The sequence below is a fragment of the Bradyrhizobium commune genome (assembly GCF_015624505.1).
Classification (GTDB): Bacteria; Pseudomonadota; Alphaproteobacteria; order Rhizobiales; family Xanthobacteraceae; genus Bradyrhizobium; species Bradyrhizobium commune.
Genome location: NZ_CP061379.1, coordinates 2,675,982 through 2,694,385 on the forward strand (window position 1 = coordinate 2,675,982; position 18,404 = coordinate 2,694,385).

19 protein-coding genes are annotated in these 18,404 nt (G+C 64.0%); 11 read left to right on the top strand and 8 right to left on the bottom strand.

Translation table 11 applies throughout. The features are described 5' to 3' along the window. Positions 1 to 56: 56 nt before the first annotated feature. From IC761_RS12515 to flgF, 6 genes are all read right to left on the bottom strand, one after another. On the bottom strand, positions 57 to 1,067 hold the full coding sequence (locus IC761_RS12515) for a restriction endonuclease (RefSeq protein ID WP_195803542.1): 1,011 nt from the start codon (positions 1,065 to 1,067) through the stop codon (positions 57 to 59). Between the two features lie 42 nt (positions 1,068 to 1,109). Then, positions 1,110 to 1,688 carry a hypothetical protein gene (locus IC761_RS12520; RefSeq protein WP_195803543.1) on the bottom strand — a complete coding sequence of 193 codons (579 nt, stop codon included), beginning with the start codon at positions 1,686 to 1,688 and terminating at the stop codon, positions 1,110 to 1,112. Positions 1,689 to 1,892: 204 nt separating this feature from the next. After that, positions 1,893 to 2,660, bottom strand: a complete 768-nt coding sequence (gene flgH, locus IC761_RS12525) for a flagellar basal body L-ring protein FlgH (RefSeq protein WP_195803544.1) — start codon at positions 2,658 to 2,660, stop codon at positions 1,893 to 1,895. A gap of 3 nt (positions 2,661 to 2,663) precedes the next feature. Then, positions 2,664 to 3,818 (bottom strand): flagellar basal body P-ring formation chaperone FlgA, encoded by a 1,155-nt coding sequence (gene flgA / locus IC761_RS12530; protein WP_195803545.1) that lies wholly within the window; start codon positions 3,816 to 3,818, stop codon positions 2,664 to 2,666. A 10-nt stretch (positions 3,819 to 3,828) separates the two neighbouring features. Continuing rightward, positions 3,829 to 4,617, bottom strand: a complete 789-nt coding sequence (gene flgG / locus IC761_RS12535) for a flagellar basal-body rod protein FlgG (protein ID WP_195803546.1) — start codon at positions 4,615 to 4,617, stop codon at positions 3,829 to 3,831. Positions 4,618 to 4,633: 16 nt separating this feature from the next. Continuing rightward, a complete protein-coding gene (flgF, locus tag IC761_RS12540) occupies positions 4,634 to 5,395 on the bottom strand; it encodes a flagellar basal-body rod protein FlgF (protein ID WP_195803547.1) in 762 nt (253 codons plus the stop codon). 384 nt (positions 5,396 to 5,779) lie between these two features. On the opposite strand from flgF, the gene fliL reads away from it, so the two are divergent. From fliL to IC761_RS12565, 5 genes are all read left to right on the top strand, one after another. Further along, positions 5,780 to 6,280, top strand: coding sequence for a flagellar basal body-associated protein FliL (fliL, locus tag IC761_RS12545; protein ID WP_195803548.1), 501 nt, complete (start codon positions 5,780 to 5,782; stop codon positions 6,278 to 6,280). 30 nt (positions 6,281 to 6,310) lie between these two features. Next, on the top strand, positions 6,311 to 7,513 hold the full coding sequence (fliM, locus tag IC761_RS12550) for a flagellar motor switch protein FliM (protein WP_195803549.1): 1,203 nt from the start codon (positions 6,311 to 6,313) through the stop codon (positions 7,511 to 7,513). Further along, positions 7,510 to 7,959 (top strand): DUF6468 domain-containing protein, encoded by a 450-nt coding sequence (locus IC761_RS12555; protein ID WP_195803550.1) that lies wholly within the window; start codon positions 7,510 to 7,512, stop codon positions 7,957 to 7,959. Before fliM ends, IC761_RS12555 begins: the two co-directional genes overlap by 4 nt. Before the next feature lie 9 nt (positions 7,960 to 7,968). Further along, positions 7,969 to 8,730, top strand: coding sequence for a MotE family protein (locus IC761_RS12560; RefSeq protein WP_195803551.1), 762 nt, complete (start codon positions 7,969 to 7,971; stop codon positions 8,728 to 8,730). A gap of 102 nt (positions 8,731 to 8,832) precedes the next feature. Beyond that, the gene (locus IC761_RS12565) at positions 8,833 to 12,648 is read left to right on the top strand and encodes a tetratricopeptide repeat protein (RefSeq protein ID WP_195803552.1); all 3,816 of its coding nucleotides are present in this window, start codon (positions 8,833 to 8,835) and stop codon (positions 12,646 to 12,648) included. 128 nt (positions 12,649 to 12,776) lie between these two features. Here IC761_RS12565 and fliP read toward each other — a convergent pair whose 3' ends face one another. After that, complete coding sequence (fliP, locus tag IC761_RS12570; RefSeq protein WP_195803553.1) at positions 12,777 to 13,547, bottom strand: flagellar type III secretion system pore protein FliP; 771 nt, start codon at positions 13,545 to 13,547, stop codon at positions 12,777 to 12,779. Then, positions 13,544 to 14,500 (bottom strand): flagellar biosynthetic protein FliO, encoded by a 957-nt coding sequence (locus IC761_RS12575; RefSeq protein WP_195803554.1) that lies wholly within the window; start codon positions 14,498 to 14,500, stop codon positions 13,544 to 13,546. Before IC761_RS12575 ends, fliP begins: the two co-directional genes overlap by 4 nt. A gap of 349 nt (positions 14,501 to 14,849) precedes the next feature. Here IC761_RS12575 and flgB point away from each other — a divergent pair, with 349 nt between their 5' ends. From flgB to flhB, 6 genes are all read left to right on the top strand, one after another. Next, positions 14,850 to 15,254 (top strand): flagellar basal body rod protein FlgB, encoded by a 405-nt coding sequence (gene flgB, locus IC761_RS12580; protein ID WP_195803555.1) that lies wholly within the window; start codon positions 14,850 to 14,852, stop codon positions 15,252 to 15,254. Between the two features lie 18 nt (positions 15,255 to 15,272). Then, the gene (flgC, locus tag IC761_RS12585) at positions 15,273 to 15,698 is read left to right on the top strand and encodes a flagellar basal body rod protein FlgC (protein WP_195803556.1); all 426 of its coding nucleotides are present in this window, start codon (positions 15,273 to 15,275) and stop codon (positions 15,696 to 15,698) included. A gap of 16 nt (positions 15,699 to 15,714) precedes the next feature. Further along, positions 15,715 to 16,023, top strand: a complete 309-nt coding sequence (fliE, locus tag IC761_RS12590; protein WP_195803557.1) for a flagellar hook-basal body complex protein FliE — start codon at positions 15,715 to 15,717, stop codon at positions 16,021 to 16,023. Positions 16,024 to 16,143: 120 nt separating this feature from the next. After that, entirely contained in the window at positions 16,144 to 16,407 is a 264-nt protein-coding gene (fliQ, locus tag IC761_RS12595; protein WP_015684971.1) for a flagellar biosynthesis protein FliQ, read from the top strand. Between the two features lie 17 nt (positions 16,408 to 16,424). Then, a complete protein-coding gene (fliR, locus tag IC761_RS12600; protein ID WP_195803558.1) occupies positions 16,425 to 17,195 on the top strand; it encodes a flagellar biosynthetic protein FliR in 771 nt (256 codons plus the stop codon). Between the two features lie 9 nt (positions 17,196 to 17,204). After that, positions 17,205 to 18,284 carry a flagellar biosynthesis protein FlhB gene (gene flhB / locus IC761_RS12605; protein ID WP_195803559.1) on the top strand — a complete coding sequence of 360 codons (1,080 nt, stop codon included), beginning with the start codon at positions 17,205 to 17,207 and terminating at the stop codon, positions 18,282 to 18,284. The last annotated feature ends 120 nt before the right edge of the window (positions 18,285 to 18,404 follow it).

The window sequence follows — 18,404 nt, forward strand, 5'->3', positions numbered from 1 at the left end:
CGAAGTTGCGGTGAGTCGCCCTCACTTTTTCAGGATCGATTGAATGAGCGAGACATTCAGTCGAAAACGTCTTCGCTGATTTTGACGCTGGGGAGATATACGCGTTTCAGCGGTAGCAATGCTTGGTAGCGCGGCTCAAACTTTTCATAGTGATCGGTCACCATCCTCACAAGATCGTCGCGCCCTATCAATCGAATGTTGGGCTTGTTTCTAGCATAATGCGAAGCCTGACCCGAATAAGTGCCCAAACAGACGAAGAGTGCGAACTCCCCAGTCTGAACATGCCCGTACAACTGCGATAACTCAGGCTCGCCAATCGTTGCAAGTGTCTGCTTGCACTGTACTTTCACTATGCCTTCGAATCCAAGTTCATCCTTATGGGCAATGATGTCGACTCCTCCATCCCCCGACGCCTTGGTGACGCGAGCGCGGTATCCCATCCGTTCGAGAAGATGAGCGACAAATTTTTCAAACTGATATGGGCTCAGATTAGATTTCAGCCGCTTTATAATGAAGTCCTCAGTCGTTTCGTCTGCATTGTCGGACGCTCCATCGGGTAGCTCTGCGTCTACGTCGGCCGTTTTCAGCGGCTTGCCCTCGAATGCAGCAACAAATTCTTCCGCATTGCTTCGCACCTGAAAGAGTGTGACAGCGGAGCCAATCTCATACAATGCGCTCTGCGAGAAGTCAGTGCGATCAATCTGCTTTAGCCATCGAACCCGTCTTACGTTCGGAGTGAGATCCTCTTCAGCTCTATGTTGGTAGCCTTCCTCAAGAAGCCCAAGATTTACCTTCCTATCAATCTTAGACGGATAGACGACCCGGTCTCCGGGGCGCATCTCGCAAGCAAACTTGAAGAGCGTTCCGGCAACGACGGGTATCGCGCCCGGCTTTATGTCAGGATAGGTCTTCGCTACTGCCGCCTTGAACGCTTCTCTATCGCGGGCAATCCGCGCGAGATCGCCAACCTGAGACCAACCGATTGCAACGAAGCTCTCGTCGATGGGTCTCGTATTGAAGTCTCGACCCATATGTATCCCCCAAATGGGTCTTTCCTCGCCGAGCATTGTCACGCACTCCTTATTCAAGGCACCGCGGAAATAGGTGGACTAATTGTTGGCCTCCACCGGCCACAAGGGGCGGTTAATTGTAATTCGCTCCCGTGTTCGTTCGTTGTCTCTAAACACCACCTCAATGCTCAACTCGAGATCGTCGTTAAGGTCCAACGCGACATTCTGATCGTGCGGCGCCAATATTCCGCGCCACTCTTGCTCGTCCTCAATCTCGATCGCATTCAAGTTTGGACACAAATTTCGCGATCTCGAATCTTCATTTCGCACTCGCGTACCGCGGGTTGTCTTTCTGATCTGATAGAGGAAGAGATTCTCGGGCGACAGCACCTGTATAGAGTTGATTTCAATAGGTACATTGGCGCGATTGTTGAACGAGAATTCGATCGTCCACGCCCTTGGCGCTTTGGTTTTATCAAGCGCGACGTTGACGATGGGCAACCGAGCCTTGCGCAGTTGTTGTCGCTCGTAGCGCTTATCGAGCCTTTGAAACACCAAACCCGCCAACGAAACTAGAAACGCCAGCAATGACATTGCTCGGGCCGCTCCATCGACGCCAGGCGCAGCAAAGTAACCCCCAAATACTGCCACTAGATATGAATATGCGGTGCCAAACATCTTTCGTCCTGGAAAATACTCATAAGTTTAGCGTCTCCGAATTTGGTTGCAAGTGGCGAGTAAGGAGCAGGTCTCGTTGCGGGTGGTTGGGAGTCTGCCCCAAAAATACATGCGGCCTCCGGCAGGGGAGCTACCGGAGGCCGCGTCGTACATCGTCGTTCGCGCCTAGGTTCGCGAACACGATGTGGGAGCTCTCAAAGAAACTTAGAAGGGCAGCAGCACGTCCATGACTTGCTGGCCGTAGCGCGGTTGCTGCACGTCCATGATCTGGCCGCGGCCGCCATAGGCGATGCGCGCCTGCGCGATCTTGGTGGAATCGATGGTGTTGTCGCTCTGGATGTCCTCGGGACGGACGATGCCGGCGACGATCAGTTCGCGGATCTCGTAATTGACGCGGATCTCCTGCTTGCCTTCGACGACGAGGTTGCCGTTCGGCAGCACTTGCGTGACGACCGCGGCGACGTTGGTCTGCAAGGCTTCCGTGCGCTGCACGCTGCCCTTGCCGTCGCTGGAGGCGGTGGAGTCGGCGGTGAGGATGCGGCCGGGCAGGATCTTCTGGGCCTGCGTGCCGAGCGTCTTCGAACCGATGAAGTCGGTGACGCCCGAATCTTCCGAATTGGTGCGGCTGCGCTGGGTCTCGTTGGCGATGTTGGCCTTGTCGGTGATGTTCACGGTCACGGTCAGGAGGTCGCCGACGTGGGTCGCGCGCTGATCCTTGAAGAAGGCGCGGCTGCCGCTACGCCACAGCGAGTTCGGACTGTAGGAGGCGACTTCCGGCTTCGGCATCGGCATCTGCACCGGCTTGTAGCCGGGCTGCGCCGTCGGATTGTCGATCGACGACAATTTGGGTTGCTCGCCGATCTGCGACAGGCGGTCGATCGAGGAGCAGCCGCTTGCCAGCGCGCAGCTTGCGAGCAACAGGCCGGAAAGCGCGACGCGACGGGGACGGGAAGCCGAACTGAAAACGGACATGACTTACTCTGACTTTGCTTGAGCTTGCGAGACGCGAACTTGCGGGATCTGGGTTTGTGCGACCTGAGCTTTTGCGACCTGGGCCGGCGACGCAGGAGCCTGGACCAGGTTTCGAACGAGGGCGTCGGTGTCGACGGGGGCGGGCGCTTCGTCGCGCTTCAGCGAAGAGGTCTGCTCGACCGCAGGCGCCGTCGGCGCGGACTGGCTCGCACCCTCCACCGTGATCTGGCCACGACCGGTGACCACGCCGGTCAACGTGCGCTTCGACTGCAAATTGAGCACGTTGATGGTGTCGCCCTCGGCGCCGCCCTCGATCGCCTTGCCGCGCGTGGTGAGATAAAGGCCAGGCACCTGGTAGATGATGGTGACGTTCTGGTCGCGCTGGACGAATTCGGGCTTGGCAATGTCGGCGGCGCGGATCGGCGTGCCAGCGCGCATCGGCCGGCGCAGCTGCATGCCGACCGCGCGGTCGCGCGAGGCGGGCTCGCCAGGCACTTCGACCTTGGGGCGACGCTCCTGCGTGACGTCGGAGGATTTCAGCGTCTCGGTGCGCTCGATGTCGCGGGTCAGGACCGCGACCTCGACGGTCTCGATCGCGGTGCCGGTGAAGCGCAGCTTGGTCGGAGCCGTAGTGCTGTCGTTGTTGACCTCGAAGGCGATGTCGAAGCGGCCGCTGCGGGCGTCGTAGCGGGTGGAGACGGCCTGGAGCGCGCCGGTGTTGGAGGCATCGAGGCGCATGTCGGAGACGCCGCGGTCTAAGGTGACGGTGATGTTGGCGGCATCGCCGAGGCCGAAGCGATGATCGAGCGCGGAGGCGACCGCGTTCTCGAGATCCTTGTTGGCGAGCGTGCGGGCGAGGCGGGTGACCGACACTTCCTTGATGTCGCCGGTCATCACGCCGATCACCTGTTTTGCGCGCAGCACCGACAAGACCTGCGCGACCGGCAGCGCGCCGGTGGTGCCGAGATCGGGCGAGCGATAGACCGGGATCAGCCCGGCCGAGCCGGCATTGTCGATGAGATCGCCGACCCGCACCACGTCCGAGGTGACGGTGACGCTGGCGCGCAGCGTCGGGGCGGCGATGCCGTCGTCGGCGGCCTGTGCCGGCAACGCCAGCGCGAGCAGGGCGGAGATCGTGACGAGCGTGGCGCGGATCATTGTCATCACCTCAGCGGAACAGCGCCGTGGTCGATTGCATCATCTGGTCGGCGGCGCTGATCACCTTGGCGTTCATCTCGTAGGCGCGTTGCGCGGCGATCAGGTCGCTCATCTCTGAGACGACGTCGACATTGGCCTGTTCGAGGCTGCCTTGTGTGATCTTGCCATAGCCTTCGGCGTTCGCGGTTCCGTCCTGCGGCGCGCCGGAAGAGGGCGTCTCGGTGAACTGGTTGCTGCCGACCGGCTGGAGGCCGGCCTTGTTGATGAAGCGGGTCACGCCGATCGTGCCGATGATCGACGAGGTCGACGAGCCCGGCAGCGTCACCGAGACTTGGCCCTGCTCGCTCACGGTAATGCCCGAGGCGTTGTTCGGGATGGTGATGGTGGGCTGCACCGGGTTGCCGCCCGCGGTGACGACGCGGCCCTGATTGTCCATCTGGAAGGTGCCGTCACGGGTGTACTGGTAGGTGCCGTCGGGCATCAGGATCTTGAAGAAGCCTTCGCCCGAGATCGCGAGGTCGAGGTCGTTGCCGGTCTGCGACAGCGTGCCTTGGGTCATGCTGCGCGGCGTGCCGACGGTCTTGACGCCGCCGCCGATGTCGACGCCGACCGGCAGGATGGTGCCCTGGTCCGAGGCCTGGGCGCCGACGCGGCGGACATGCTCGTAGATCAGGTCCTGGAACGCCGCGGTCTGCTTCTTGAAGCCGGTGGTGCGGAGGTTGGCGATGTTGTTGGAGATCACCTGAACGTTCAGTTCCTGTGCCGCCATTCCGGTCGCTGCGGTGTGAAGCGCCTGCATGTCAGTTCTCCCTCAATCAGGCCGGAACGTCGGCGAGCTTCTCGATCGCCGATTTGTGGAGGTCGCTCTGCTGCTGGAGCAGGTTGGCAATTGCCGTGTAGCTGCGCATCACCTCGACCATGCGGCTCATCTCGCCGACCGAATTCACGTTCGACTTCTCGATGTAGCCCTGCTGCACGGTCGACTTGGCGTCGGCCTGCTGGTTGGCCGAGCCGGCGCCGTAGAGATTGGCGCCGAGCTTGGCGAGCTTGGCCGGATCGTCGAACGTCACCATGCGGATCTTGCCGCGGATCGAGTCGATTTTGGCCGTGCCCTCGAGCACGGTGACGGTACCGTCGGGGGCGACGTTGATGTCGTGGTCGGTCGGCTGGAAGGTGATCGGGCCGGAATTGCCGAGCACGAGGTTGCCGTCGGAGGTGACGAGCTGGCCGGTGCTGCTGAGGGTGAATTTGCCGTCGCGGGTGTAGCGCTCGGCGCCATTGGCCTGCACCGCGAAGAACGCGTTGCCGGTGATCGCCATGTCGAGCGGGTTGTTGGTCGCCTCCAGCGGCCCCTGGCCGACGTCGCGATAGGTGCCGCGGTCCTGCACATAGGAGACCCGGCGGTCGGAGCCGACGAAATTGTCCTCATGCGCGTTCGAGTTGAGATACTCCTCGAACAGCGAATGGTCGGCCTTGAAGCCGTTGGTGTTGGCATTGGCGACGTTGTTGGCGATGACATCCATCTGCCGCTCCAGCGTCATCTGCCGTGACAAGCCGATCAGAAGCGCGTTCTGCATCGGGTGATCTCCCCTGAGTGAGATCTGCCATTTCGCTCTCCCAAGCGCCTTGGCCGATCCCGTGAACGAGGCCGTCAGGTTCTCCCAAACCGTTCGGTCCCGGCCCTCTCTTAGCGAAAGCCGTGCCAACGCGGAAAAACACACGATTACAAAGGTTTGGCAATTTTTCAGGGGCGCAGCCGGGCGGCAGAAAGGTTCTGTTAGCCATGTTTGCCCGGCAGATTTTTCCTAGCGAGAGCCCGTTCGAAAGGTTCCGTTAACCATTATTACCGTAGCGTTTGCGCTTAAGAGGAGCGCATCGCGCTGGGGCATTTGTATCGCGTCACTGTCTGCCAGAAGGCTTCGCTCTTTCGATCCTTGTTGAGATGAGCGGGCCCATCGACCATGGCAGAGAATGAAGCGGAAGGCGGCGCGGCCGCCGAAGGCGCGGAGGCCGCTGCCCCGAAGAGCAAGTTCAAGCTGATCCTGATCGTTGTCGGCGTGCTGGTCGTGCTCGGAGGCGGTGCCGCGACCTGGTTCCTGTTCTTCCGTCACGGCGACGACGAGCATCACGCCGAGGCGGCGCCCCCGCCGAAGCCGCCCGTCTTCGTCGACGTGCCCGACATGATGGTCAACCTCGCCGGCGCTCCGGGCGAGCGCGTGCAATACCTCAAGATGAAGATCGTCCTGGAGCTGAAGGAAGAGAAGCAGATCGAGGCGATCAAGCCGGCGATGCCGCGCGTCACCGACATCTTCCAGACCTATGTGCGCGAACTGCGCTCCTCCGACCTCAACGGCTCCGCCGGCATCTTCCGTCTCAAGGAGGAGCTGACCAAGCGCGTCAACGCGGCGGTCGCGCCGATCCAGGTCAGCGCGGTGCTGTTCAAGGAAGTCGTGCTCCAGTGAGGATGCCGCGGAAGGGTACGGGCTAGCGTCATGGCCGGCAACGAGCAGATGGACCAGGATGCGATTGCCGCCCAATGGGAGGCGTCGCTCGATTCCGAGGATCCCGCGGAGGCTGCGAAGGCGGCAGCCGAAAACGAATTATCGGAGACCATGGCCCTGCAATGGGCGGCCATGGTCGAGGACGGCAGCCGCGAGATCGGCAATGGCAAGAATAGTGGCGAGCGGGTGCTGTCGCAGGAGGAGATCGACAATCTCCTCGGCTTCACCGTCGGCGACGTCACGCTCGACGACCATTCCGGCATTCGCGCGATCATCGATTCGGCGATGGTCTCCTACGAGCGTCTGCCGATGCTCGAAATCGTCTTCGACCGCCTGGTGCGGTTGCTGACGACGAGCTTGCGCAATTTCACCTCCGACAACGTCGAAGTCTCGCTCGACCGCATCACCTCGGTGCGCTTCGGCGACTACATGAACTCGATCCCGCTGCCGGCCGTGCTCTCGGTGTTCAAGGCCGAGGAGTGGGAAAACTTCGGCATGGCGACGGTCGATTCCAACCTGATCTACTCGATGATCGATGTGCTGCTCGGCGGCCGCCGCGGCTCGAGCCAGCTCCGCATCGAGGGCCGGCCCTACACCACGATCGAGACCGAGCTGGTCAAGCGGCTGGTGGAGGTTGTGCTGGCCGACGCCGAGCAGGCGTTCCGGCCGCTGTCGCCGGTGACCTTCACGATCGACCGGCTCGAGACCAATCCGCGTTTCGCCGCGATCAGCCGTCCGGCGAACGCCGCGATCCTGGTGCGCCTGCGCATCGACATGGAAGATCGCGGCGGCAATATCGAGCTGCTGCTGCCTTACGCGACCATCGAACCGATCCGGGCCGTTCTGCTCCAGATGTTCATGGGCGAAAAGTTCGGCCGCGACCCGATCTGGGAAGGCCATTTCGCCACCGAGATCGTGCAGGCCGAGATCGCCGTCGATGCCGTGCTCTACGAGGCCGACATTCCGCTCAAGCAGCTGATGCGGCTGAAGGTCGGCGACACGTTGCCGCTCGAAATGCGCGCCGACGCCAACGTCACCGTGCGCTGCGGCGACGTCACCATCACCGAGGGACGAATGGGCCGGGTCGGCGACCGCGTCGCGATCCGCGTGACGAAACCCCTGCGCAAGCCAAGTACGACACTTGCGATGTTCGAGAAGGTGGATGAGCAGAACAAGATGATGGAGGCCCCATGAACCACTCCCTTGGAATGGCGATCGAGACGCTGGTGGCTATCCTGCTGATGCTCACGATCGGCTACTGCATCCTGCTCAACAAGCGCTTGACGCGGCTGAAGGCCGACGAGCACTCGCTGAAGGCGGTGATCGGCGAGCTGATCACCGCGACCGAGATCGCCGAGCGCGCAATCGGCGGGCTGAAGCTCGCCGTGCGCGACGTCAACGAGAATCTCGGCAGCCAGCTTGCGGCTGCCACGCAAATGTCCGACCAGCTCTACAAGCAGCTCGGCGAAGCCGACAACGTGGTGCGCCGCCTCTCCAAGATCGCGATCGCCGCGCGCCCGGTGACGAATCCGGAAATCGCGGCCGCGCCCGCGGCCAAGCCTTCGGCCGCGAAGGCGGTGGCGGCTGCAGCCGAAGCCTTCTCGGAGCGCCGACGATCCAACAACGGTCTTGCCGCATAAAGTCAGGGTATGAAGTCCTTTCGTAACATCCGCGTCATTCCGGTCGTCCTGGTCGCGGTCGCAGGTCTCGCCACGCTGAAGGTGGCGGGCCTCGTGATCAATGGCGGCTATGTCTTCGACTACCAGCCGAACAATGTGAAGAAGTCGTGGGCGCAGGAGAACCTGAACTTCCCGACCGGGCGCGAGGATCCCGACATCACCGGCTCGACCCATGGCGAGCCGAAGGAAGCGCCGAAGCCGGCCGCGCCCGAGAGCAAGCCCGAGGGTACCCCGGTCAAGATGGACGAGGCCCAGCCGCAGGTCTCGGCCTCGGAGCGCGCGATCCTGGAACGGTTGCAGGCGCGCCGCCAGGAGATCGAGTCCCGGCAGCGCGAGATCGACATCCGCGAGAGCCTGTTGAAGTCGGCCGAGAAGCGCATCGAAAACAAGGTCGAGGAGATGAAGGCGGTGGAATCCCGCATCTCTGCGACCCAGGCCGAGCAGAAGGCCGCCGAGGCCCAGCGCATGAAGGGCCTCGTCACCATGTACGAGGGCATGAAGCCCAAGGACGCCGCGCGGGTGTTCGACCGGCTCGAGATGGGCGTGCTGATCGAGATCGCCTCGGCGATCGCGCCGCGCAAGATGTCCGACATCCTGGGCCTGATGTCGCCGGAAGCCGCCGAGCGGCTGACGGTTGAGATGGCGCGCCGGGCCAATGGCGGCGGGGATCAGTCGGCGGCCGCCGGCGACCTCCCGAAGATCGACGGCAAGCCGACGCAAAAGCCGAATTGAGGGCGCATACTTAAGAAGTCCTTAATTGGCAAAACCTACATTCGAGGGCATCGGCCGGCGCCAGTGCCGGCGTTGACCGTTGCAACGGAAGAAATGCCGCCAATGGCGCGAGAGGCTGCCGCTGGATTTGTGTCGCGAGCCCGCGCCCTGGCGCGGGGGCTGTCGCGTCACGTCCGCAAGGCACCGGCGCTGGCGGCCTGTCTCGTGATCGGCCTTACGATCGATCTTGGCGCGGCCCGTGCGGCCGATGCTATCAGGGGCGAGGCGAGCTTTTCGGCCGGTGGCGGCTTTGCCCGTCTCGTCATCAAGCTCGGCGAGGACGTTCCCTCCGAGGTGACGACCGCCGGCTCCATTCTCATCATTCGCTTCGACCGCCCCGTCGACGTTCCCGTCGACCGCGTGCCGGAAGGTGCGCCCGACTACGTCAACTCTGCCCGCCGGGATCCCGACGGCGGCGCCATCCGGCTGTCGCTGTCGCGGCGCGTCACCGTCAACACCATGAATGCCGGTGAGCGCACCTTCGTCGACCTGTTGCCGGAGGGCTGGAAGGGACCGCCACCGAGCCTGCCGATGGACGTGGTGAAGGAGCTCGCCGAGCGCGCGCGCGCCGCCGAACGGGCGCTGCGTGCCCAGCGTGCCGCGGCAGAGAGCAAGAAGCGTCCGCCGATCCGCGTGCGCGCCTCGGTGCAACCGACCTTCGTGCGCTTCGTGTTCGAGATGCCCGACGGTGTCGGCGTCTCCTCCGTGCTCAACGAGCAGAAGCTCACGCTCGCCTTCAACGCCAACCTCAATTTCGATCTGGCCGATGCGGTCGTGGCGGCGCCGCCGAATGTCGCCTCGATCAAGCAGAAGGCCGATCTTGACCAGACCTCGGTCGAGATCTTGCTGATCGGCGATTCCGACGTGCACTCCTTCCGCGACGACAAGAACTACGTCGTCGACGTCGCCTTCCAGCCCGACAAGGGCAAGGCGGCCGCGACGCCCGAAGCTGCGATTGCGCAAGCCAAGTCCGGCGGTCACGGACCGGCGCCGGCCGCGGAAAAGCCTATGGCCGAGAAGCCGAAGGAGGCGCATCGCGAGATCACGCCGCCGACCTCGGAGACGATCGCGCGCGAAGCCAAAATCGACGTTAAGCCTGACGTCAAGCCCGAGATGAAATCAGAGGGCAAGCCGGAAGCTCCCGCCGCGATGGCGCCCGCCGAAGCGCCGAAGCCGGCTCCTATGGCGACCATGCCTGAAGTGCCGCCTGCTGCGGAGGCGCCCAAGCCCGCGCCACCGGCCATGGAAACGGCAGCACCAGTCGCGCCGATGAAGCCGATGGCGCCCGCCGTTGCCGAGCTGCCCAAGGACGCCATGAAAGAGGCTGCCAAGGAGCCGGCGAAAGAAATGCCGATGGAGGCTGTCAAGGAAACGGCCAAGGAAACGGCCAAGGCTGCGCCAGCCGAAGCGCCGGCCCCCGTTGCGTCGCAGCCCACTGCCGCCAGCGTCGATGCGCGCCGTGACAGCGACGGCCTGCGCGTCACGTTCCCGCTTCAGGTCGCTACGCCCGCCGCGGCGTTCCGCCGCGGCGACACGGTGTGGCTGGTGTTCGACTCGCAGAAGCCGATCGATGTCGAAGCAATCCGCGCCAGGGGTGGTGCGATGATCGGCGACGTCAGCCGCATGCCGCTCGAAAAGGGGCAGGCGGTGCGCATCCGTCTCACCCGACCGCTGGTCTATTCGCTGACCAGCGAGGAGGTCGGCAAGGAGACCAACTGGCTGTTGACGCTCGCCGACAAGATCCAGGCGACGCCGCTGCCGCTGATGATGTCGCGCAACATCACCGATCCCGCGCTCGCCAACATCGCCATCCCCTTCGCCAATCCGGGCCTGCTGCACAAGCTCACCGATCCCGACGCCGGCGACATGCTCTATGTCGTCACTGCGCAGCGGCCGGTCCGCGGCTTCATCAAGCGGCAGGACCTGGTCGACCTCTCGCTCTTGGAATCCGCGCATGGCATCGCGATCCGGCCGAATTCCGACGAGGTCGGTGTCGAGGTCGGATTGGACAAGGTCATTCTCGGCAAGAAGGGTGGCCTGACGCTGTCACCGGTCGACGTCTCGGCCGAGCGGGCGCCGACCGCCGTGCGGCCGGTGTTCAATCCCGAAGGCTGGCGCAAGGGCCAGTCGGAGGACTTCTGGACCCGCCAGAGCGATCTGATCACGGCGATCTCGGCGGTCGATCCGGCGCAGCGCTCGCTGCCGCGGCTCGATCTCGCGCAGTTCTACATGTCGCGCGCCATGTATCACGAGGCCAAGTCCGTCACCGACGTGATGCTGACCGACCCCCTCAACAAGGAGGAGAGCGGCGCGCTGATCATGCACGCGATCGCGAGCATCCTGATCGGGCGGCCGGCGCAGGGCCTGAAGGATCTCGCCAATCCCGTGATCGGCAACAGCCACGATTCCCAGCTCTGGAAGGCGCTCGCTTACGCGCGCCAGGGCAAATGGGCGGATGCCCGCGAGAAATTCAAGAACGTCGAATTCGCCATCGCCTCGCTGCCGCTCGACATCCAGCGCATCGTGACGATGGACGCGATGCGCGCCTCGCTCGAGGTGAAGGACTATGCCGGCGCCTCCAAGCGCCGCGGCGAGATCGAGGTGGTCGGCGTCTCGCCCGAGGCCGCGCCCGCATTTGCGGTTTTGCGCGGCCGGCTCGCCGAGGCGCTCGGCCACGACAAGGACGCGCTCGACGACTACAAATTCGCGGTCGCCTCGAGCGACCGGCCAGCGGCGGCGGAGGCCAAGCAGCTCGAGGTCGCGTTACGGCAGAAGCGCGACGAGATCAGCAAGGAAGATGCGTTGCGCGAGCTCGAGACGCTGTCGATGACCTGGCGCGGCGACGCGATCGAGGTCAAGACGCTCCAGATGCTGTCGCAGATGTATGCAGAGAACGGCCGCTACCGCGATGCGCTCACGGCTGCGCGCACCGCGACCAGGCTCCAGCCGAATGCCGAAGCCTCGCGCCAGGCGCAGGATCTGGCGTCGGATCTGTTCACGCAGATCTTCCTGGGGCCCAAGGGCGACGAGCTGCCGCCGGTCGAGGCGCTCGGGATGTTCTATGAGTTCCGCGAGCTGACGCCGATCGGTCGCCGCGGCGACGAGCTGATCCGTCGTCTGGCCGATCGTCTCGCCTCGATCGATCTGCTCGACCAGGCCGCCGAGCTGCTGCAATACCAGGTCGACCACCGCCTCGAAGGCGCCGCGCGTGCGCAGGTCGCCGCGCGCCTAGCCATGATCTATCTCGCCAACCGCAAGCCCGACTTTGCGATCACGGCGCTGCGCGCAAGCCGTATCAGCGATCTCTCTGGCGAGCTGCGGCAGCAGCGCCTGTTGCTGGAAGCGCGCGCGCAGAGCGACGTCGGCCGCCATGACCTCGCGCTCGACATCGTTTCCAATGTCAGCGGGCGCGAGGTGCTCCGCCTGCGCTCCGACATCTTCTGGGCGGCGCGGCGCTGGCGTGAATCTGCCGAGCAGATCGAGCTCTACTACGGCGAGCGGTTCCGCGATTTCAAGCCGCTCAACGCGGTGGAGAAGAGCGACATCATCCGCGCCGCCGTCGGCTACGCGCTCGCCGATGATTCAATCGGCCTGTCGCGCTTCCGCGAGAAATACGCGCCGCTGATGAGCGAGAGCGCCGATCGGCTCGCCTTCGACATCGCCAGCAAGCCGGCCGGCGCCTCCAGCGCCGAATTCGCGGAGATCGCAAAACTCGCCGCAAGCGTCGACACGCTCGACGGCTTCCTGCGCGAGATGAAGCAGCGCTTTCCCGACGCGACTGCGCGTGCGCCGGCCTCACCGCAGGCCAAGGACGAGACCGAGCACACCGGCTCGCTGCCCTCGATCCCGGTCGTGCGCCAGATCAAGATGACGCGGTGAGGGCCCGGATCGACGCGCCGCCACATCCACCGTCATAGCGAGCGCAGCAAAGCGATCCAGAATCTTTCCGCGGAGGGATTTGGGATTGCTACGTCGCAAGGGCTCCTCGCAATGACGGGGAGAGAGCGTCATCCCCCGTAGCTCTGCACCAGGCTCCCCGCGACCAGCGACCAGCCGTCGACCAGCACGAAGAAGATCAGCTTGAACGGCAGCGAGATCGTCGCGGGCGGCAGCATCATCATGCCCATCGACATCAGCACGGATGCGACCACGAGGTCGATGATCAGGAACGGCAGGAACAACAGGAAGCCGATCTCGAAGGCGCGCTTGAGTTCGGAGATCATGAAGGCGGGGACGAGGATGCGCAGTGCGAGCTCGTCGGGGGTGGCCGGCGGCGGCTCGCCGGAGAGATCGAGGAACAGCTTCAGGTCTTTCTCGCGCACGTTCTTCTGCATGAAGCCGCGCAAGGGGACGGAGGCGCGTTGGAGCGCGTCCTCGACGCTGATCTGATTGGCGACGAGCGGGCGGATGCCGTCGTCGTAGGATTTTTGCAGCACCGGCCCCATCACGAAGAAGGTGAGGAACATCGCGAGCGCCAGGATCACCGAGTTGGGCGGTGCGGTTGCCGTGCCCATCGCGGTGCGCAGCAGCGACAGCACGACCACGATGCGCGTGAAAGACGTCATCATGATCAGGATCGACGGCGCGATCGACAGCACGGTGAGCAGTGCGATCAGCTGGATCGCGCGCTCGGTGACGCCGCCGCCCCCCTGGCTGCCGAGATTGATGCTGATGTCCTGCGCATGCGCAGGGGTTGCAAGCAAAGCCGTGGCGAGCAAAGCCGCGGCGATCAGGACAGAAGGGACAAGAACTCTACGCGGGAGGGTCGACAGCCTCACGAAGACGGCTTCGGACGGCCGAGCAGCGAGGCCATCTCGTCTTCGAGGTTTTCAAAGCTGGTCTTCTCCGCGACAGGTCTCGCAGGCGGGGCCGACGGCTCGCCGCGCGTTACGCGCGGTGGCGGTGCAGGCGGCTCCGGTGCAACCGGAGGCGCGACCGTCTCGCCGGCCGGACGGCGCAGGGCAGCCTCGAGGCGCTGGGCCATCTCGGCGAGATTTTGTTCGGCGCTCGACGGTACGGCGGCGGCCGGGGGCGGCACGGGCGGAGCCTGCGGCACCGGCGGAGGCGGCGGTGCGGCTGCGCGCTCGGCCCGCACCGGCGGCACCTTCACCGGCTCGCTCTGGCGGGGCGGACGCGGCATCAGCGGCGGTTCGTTGCGGGCCACGCGCGGCGGCAGCGGCTCGGGGCGGGGCTCACGCTCGGGGCGCGGCGCAATCGGCTCGGGCGAAAAGCCGGCGAGAGGATCGCTGCGGCGCTCGGCCAAAGCGGGCGCCGGACGACGAACCTCGTCGGCGAAGGAGGGACGCGCGGGCCGCGGCGGCGGCTCCGGCATTTGTGGCTCGGGATGGTCGAGCACTTCGGGCCGCGGCGCTTCGTCGGCCCAGCCGCCGGCATCGGGCATCGGGGCAAGGCGCGGCGGCTCGGCGGCACTGGGGCGTTGCGGAATCTGGTCGCGGCCGGCTGCGGCGCGGACGATGTTCGGCTCGACGACGATGTCGGTGGGGCCGCCAATCATCAGCAGATGCTCGACATTGTCACGCCGGACCAGCACCAGGCGCCGGCGGCCGTCGACTGCGGCCGCATCGATCACCGCGAGCCGGGGCATCCTGCCGCGCTGGGTGTTGGCGCCGAGCCGGGTGGTCGCGAATCGGCGGACCAGCCACGCCGCGACGCCGATCAACGCCAGAACGACGATGAACGCGACGATGAAAGTGATAGGGCTACCGTTCATACCTGTCCCCGGCAAATGGCGCTTCTCTCGTGCCTATAGTCCACCGACCAGCGGCGTGCGATGCCCCAAAAACTGCGATCTCTTAACGTCCCGCGGCAAGTTTTGCCGTCCCCAACCCTTAATAACCTATGAATCGCCCGATCCAAAACGACTTCTTGGCCTGTGCACGGACCGCCAAGCGGTTGGGTTAATGCGGTTTTTGCAACGGGTAGAAACACGGGGGACGCAATGCATGTCTCAATCAGAAACATGCATCTGCCGCGCCTTAACCACCTGTTAACCATACACGCGGCAAATTCTGCCTAGCTTCGGACCTCAAGGTCCGCAAGAGGCGGAAGGAGCCGCAACGATGTCCATCAACGATCTTCCGGTGCTGTCGGCGCTTCGCACCAAGATGCAGTGGCACCAGGAACGCCAGCGCGTCCTGTCCGAGAACGTCTCCAACTCCGACACCCCCAATTTCCGGCCGCGCGAGCTGGTCGAGCCGAAATTCGACAAGACCGGCGCTGCCGCGGGCTCGATGGGCCCCCTGGCCATGACCGTCACCAGCGTCTCCCACATGACGCCGTCGGGCGCGGCCTCGAGCTTCGACCAGAACAAGAATGCGGGTTTCGAGACCCGTCCTGCGGGCAATGCCGTCAATCTCGAAGAGGAGATGATGAAATCCGCCAACAACCAGATGGATTACGCGGCGGTGACCTCGCTCTATTCGAAGAGCCTGCATCTCCTGAAGACGGCGATCGGCAAGGGCTAGAGCTAGAGGAGGTGCATTATGGCGAATGACAGCAGCGACTTTGCCCGTTCGATGGCGATTGCGACCTCCGGACTGCGCGCGCAGGCCGGGCGCATGCGGGTGATCTCGGAGAACATCGCGAATGCCGATTCGACGTCGCCGACCGCCGGCGGCGATCCCTACCGCCGCAAGGTCCCGACGTTCTCCTCCGCGCTCGACCGCACGCTCGATGCGCAGGTCGTCACGCTCGGCAAGATCAAGCCCGACCAGTCCAACTTCCGCGTCAAATACGAGCCGAGCAATCCGGCCGCGGATGCCAGCGGCAACGTCAAATATCCCAACGTGAATTCGGTGGTCGAGATGACCGACATGCGCGATGCGCAGCGGTCCTACGAGGCCAACGTCAACATCATCAGTGCGACGCGCCGGATGATCCAGCGCACGCTCGACATCCTCAAGACCTGAACAGGAAATTTAAGCCATGGCAACACCGACAATCGCCGCCAATGCTTATGCCAACCTCGCCCGCGTGCTGGAGAACAGCGGCGCCGGCAAGGGCAGCGAGGCAAGTGGGCAGTCCTTTGCTTCGCTGCTGAAAGACGCGGTCGGCAGCGTGATGGAGTCCGGCCGCAAGTCGGACGCGCAGACGGTGGCGATGGCCGCCGGCAAGGCCAACGTCATGGACGTGGTGACCGCAGTCGCCGACACCGACGTCGCGGTGTCCACGCTGGTCTCGGTCCGCGACCGCGTGATCGCGGCGTATGAAGACATCATGAAGATGCCGATCTGACGGGTGGCGAGTAGCGAATGGTAAGAGGCGAATAGGGACGCCACCGGGAAACCATTCGCCACTCGCTTCTCGCCATTCGCGCTTCCGGCAGAATCAACAAACCATGAATGAGCAATTGCAATGACCGGACCTGAAACCCTCGACGTCGCACGCGATGCGATCTGGACCATCGTGATCGTGTCGTCGCCGCTGATGGTGGTGGGGCTCGTGGTCGGCGTCATCGTGTCGTTGTTCCAGGCGCTGACGCAGATCCAGGAGCAGACGTTGATCTACGTGCCGAAGATTCTGGCCATCTTCGCCACGATGCTGTTGGCGCTACCGTTCATGGCGGACGCACTCCATTCCCATATGCTGCGGATCTCGTCGCGAATCATCGGCGGCTGAGGCACAATGCGCCCACCATGCGCATCGACGTCTCGCTGCTGCCGGCGCTTGCCGCAGCCTTCATGCTCGCCTTCGCCCGGGTCGGTGCGATGGTGATGTTGCTGCCTGGCCTGGGCGAGACCAACATCCCGACGCGGGTCAAGCTGTCGATCGCGCTCCTGCTCACGCTGATCATCCTGCCGCTGCATCGCAACGCCTATCACGTCGACATGGGCTCGCTGGCGCCGCTCCTGGTGTTGATGCTGCATGAGATCGTGATCGGCATCGTGCTCGGCGCGACCGCGCGCGTGACGCTGGCGGCCCTGCAGGTCGCAGGCGCGGTGATCGCGCAGCAGATGGGGCTCGGCTTCGTCACGTCCGTCGATCCGACGCAGGGGCAGCAGGGTGTGCTGGTCGGCAACTTCCTGACCATGCTTGGCGTCACGCTGCTATTTGCCACCGATAGCCATCATCTCGTGATCGCGGCGCTGAACGACAGCTACGCGATCTTTTCGCCGGGCGAGACCGTGTCGAGCGGTGATGTCGCTTCCCTTGCCACGCGGGCCTTTTCCGCCGCGTTTCTGCTCGGCCTCCAGCTTTCCGGGCCGTTCCTGGTGTTCGGCCTCGTCTTCAACATCGGGCTCGGCGTGCTGGCGCGGTTGATGCCGCAGATGCAGGTCTATTTTGTCGGTGTGCCGCTGTCGATTTTCGCCGGCTTTCTGGTGCTCGCGGTGGTGCTCACGGCGATGATGGGCACGTTCCTCGACTACTTCATCGGTGTCATGCACCAGATGATGCCGCTGAAATAAGAGGGCTCGATGGCGGAAGACAACGATCCAGAGAGTCAAACAGAAGACCCGACGCAAAAACGTCTCGACGAGGCGCTCGAACGCGGCGACGTCGCCAAGAGCCAGGAGATCAACACCTGGTTCATGATCGCGGGCGGCACGCTCGTGGTGTCGACCTTCTCGGGCTCGGTCGGCAGCGGGCTGCTGACGCCGATGCGCAACCTGCTCGCCAATTCCTGGATGATCAAGACCGACCCCGGCAACCTGCTTGCCCTGATGCAGCAGATCGAGGTTGCGGTGCTCGCGGCCGTCGGCGTGCCTCTCTTGATGCTGGTGCTGGCGGCCATTGCCGGCAACATGCTGCAGCACCGGCTGGTGTGGTCGGCCGAATCCCTGATCCCCAAATTCAGCAAGCTTTCGCCCGCGGCGGGCTTCAAGCGCATCTTCGGCAAGCAGGCGGCGGCGAATTTTCTCAAGGGCATCGGCAAGCTCGTCGTGCTCGGCGCCGTCATGACCGTGATCCTGTGGCCCGAGCGGCACCGCATGGAGGCGATGGTCAAGCTCGATCCGGCCGCCATACTGGGCGCCACCACCAGCATGATCATCCATCTGCTCGGCGCCGTGGTCGCCGCGCTCGCGATCATCGCGATTGGGGACTATTTCTTCCAGTATCGGACCTGGTTCCAGCGGCAGAAAATGTCGCTCCAGGAGATCAAGGAAGAGTTCAAGCAGTCCGAAGGCGACCCGCACATCAAGGGCAAGATCAGGCAGTTGCGGCAGCAGCGCGCCAAGAAGCGCATGATGGCGGCGGTTCCAAAGGCCTCCGTGATCATCACCAACCCGACCCACTATTCGGTGGCTTTGTCCTACGAGCGCGGCATGTCGGCGCCGATCTGCGTCGCCAAGGGCGTCGACAATCTCGCCTTCAAGATCAGGGAGATCGCGCGCGAGCACGACATCCCGATCGTCGAGAACGTGCCGCTGGCGCGCGCGCTCTACGCCACCGTCGATATCGACCAGGAAATCCCGATGGAGCATTACCACGCGGTCGCCGAAGTCATCGGCTACGTGATGCGAATGAAGCGCGGATTTAGTGCCGCAAGGCAGTAAAAACCCCCGAAAAGTTCCGGAAATGGCCGTAAACTGGGAATCAGCGTACCTTTCGCCCCTGCTGCCCTTGCGCCTGCGGGTCCGATTCAGGCAGGGAGGACCCCGCGTGCCCCCTGGCGC

Bases quoted from the DNA above. Each gene is read 5' to 3' on its own strand.
- IC761_RS12515 (WP_195803542.1), bottom strand. From the start codon at position 1,067: ATGCTCGGCGAGGAAAGACCCATTTGGGGGATACATATGGGTCGAGAC.
- IC761_RS12520 (WP_195803543.1), bottom strand. From the start codon at position 1,688: ATGTTTGGCACCGCATATTCATATCTAGTGGCAGTATTTGGGGGTTAC.
- flgH (WP_195803544.1), bottom strand. From the start codon at position 2,660: ATGTCCGTTTTCAGTTCGGCTTCCCGTCCCCGTCGCGTCGCGCTTTCC.
- flgA (WP_195803545.1), bottom strand. From the start codon at position 3,818: ATGATCCGCGCCACGCTCGTCACGATCTCCGCCCTGCTCGCGCTGGCG.
- flgG (WP_195803546.1), bottom strand. From the start codon at position 4,617: ATGCAGGCGCTTCACACCGCAGCGACCGGAATGGCGGCACAGGAACTG.
- flgF (WP_195803547.1), bottom strand. From the start codon at position 5,395: ATGCAGAACGCGCTTCTGATCGGCTTGTCACGGCAGATGACGCTGGAG.
- fliL (WP_195803548.1), top strand. From the start codon at position 5,780: ATGGCAGAGAATGAAGCGGAAGGCGGCGCGGCCGCCGAAGGCGCGGAG.
- fliM (WP_195803549.1), top strand. From the start codon at position 6,311: ATGGCCGGCAACGAGCAGATGGACCAGGATGCGATTGCCGCCCAATGG.
- IC761_RS12555 (WP_195803550.1), top strand. From the start codon at position 7,510: ATGAACCACTCCCTTGGAATGGCGATCGAGACGCTGGTGGCTATCCTG.
- IC761_RS12560 (WP_195803551.1), top strand. From the start codon at position 7,969: ATGAAGTCCTTTCGTAACATCCGCGTCATTCCGGTCGTCCTGGTCGCG.
- IC761_RS12565 (WP_195803552.1), top strand. From the start codon at position 8,833: ATGGCGCGAGAGGCTGCCGCTGGATTTGTGTCGCGAGCCCGCGCCCTG.
- IC761_RS12575 (WP_195803554.1), bottom strand. From the start codon at position 14,500: ATGAACGGTAGCCCTATCACTTTCATCGTCGCGTTCATCGTCGTTCTG.
- flgB (WP_195803555.1), top strand. From the start codon at position 14,850: ATGTCCATCAACGATCTTCCGGTGCTGTCGGCGCTTCGCACCAAGATG.
- flgC (WP_195803556.1), top strand. From the start codon at position 15,273: ATGGCGAATGACAGCAGCGACTTTGCCCGTTCGATGGCGATTGCGACC.
- fliE (WP_195803557.1), top strand. From the start codon at position 15,715: ATGGCAACACCGACAATCGCCGCCAATGCTTATGCCAACCTCGCCCGC.
- fliQ (WP_015684971.1), top strand. From the start codon at position 16,144: ATGACCGGACCTGAAACCCTCGACGTCGCACGCGATGCGATCTGGACC.
- fliR (WP_195803558.1), top strand. From the start codon at position 16,425: ATGCGCATCGACGTCTCGCTGCTGCCGGCGCTTGCCGCAGCCTTCATG.
- flhB (WP_195803559.1), top strand. From the start codon at position 17,205: ATGGCGGAAGACAACGATCCAGAGAGTCAAACAGAAGACCCGACGCAA.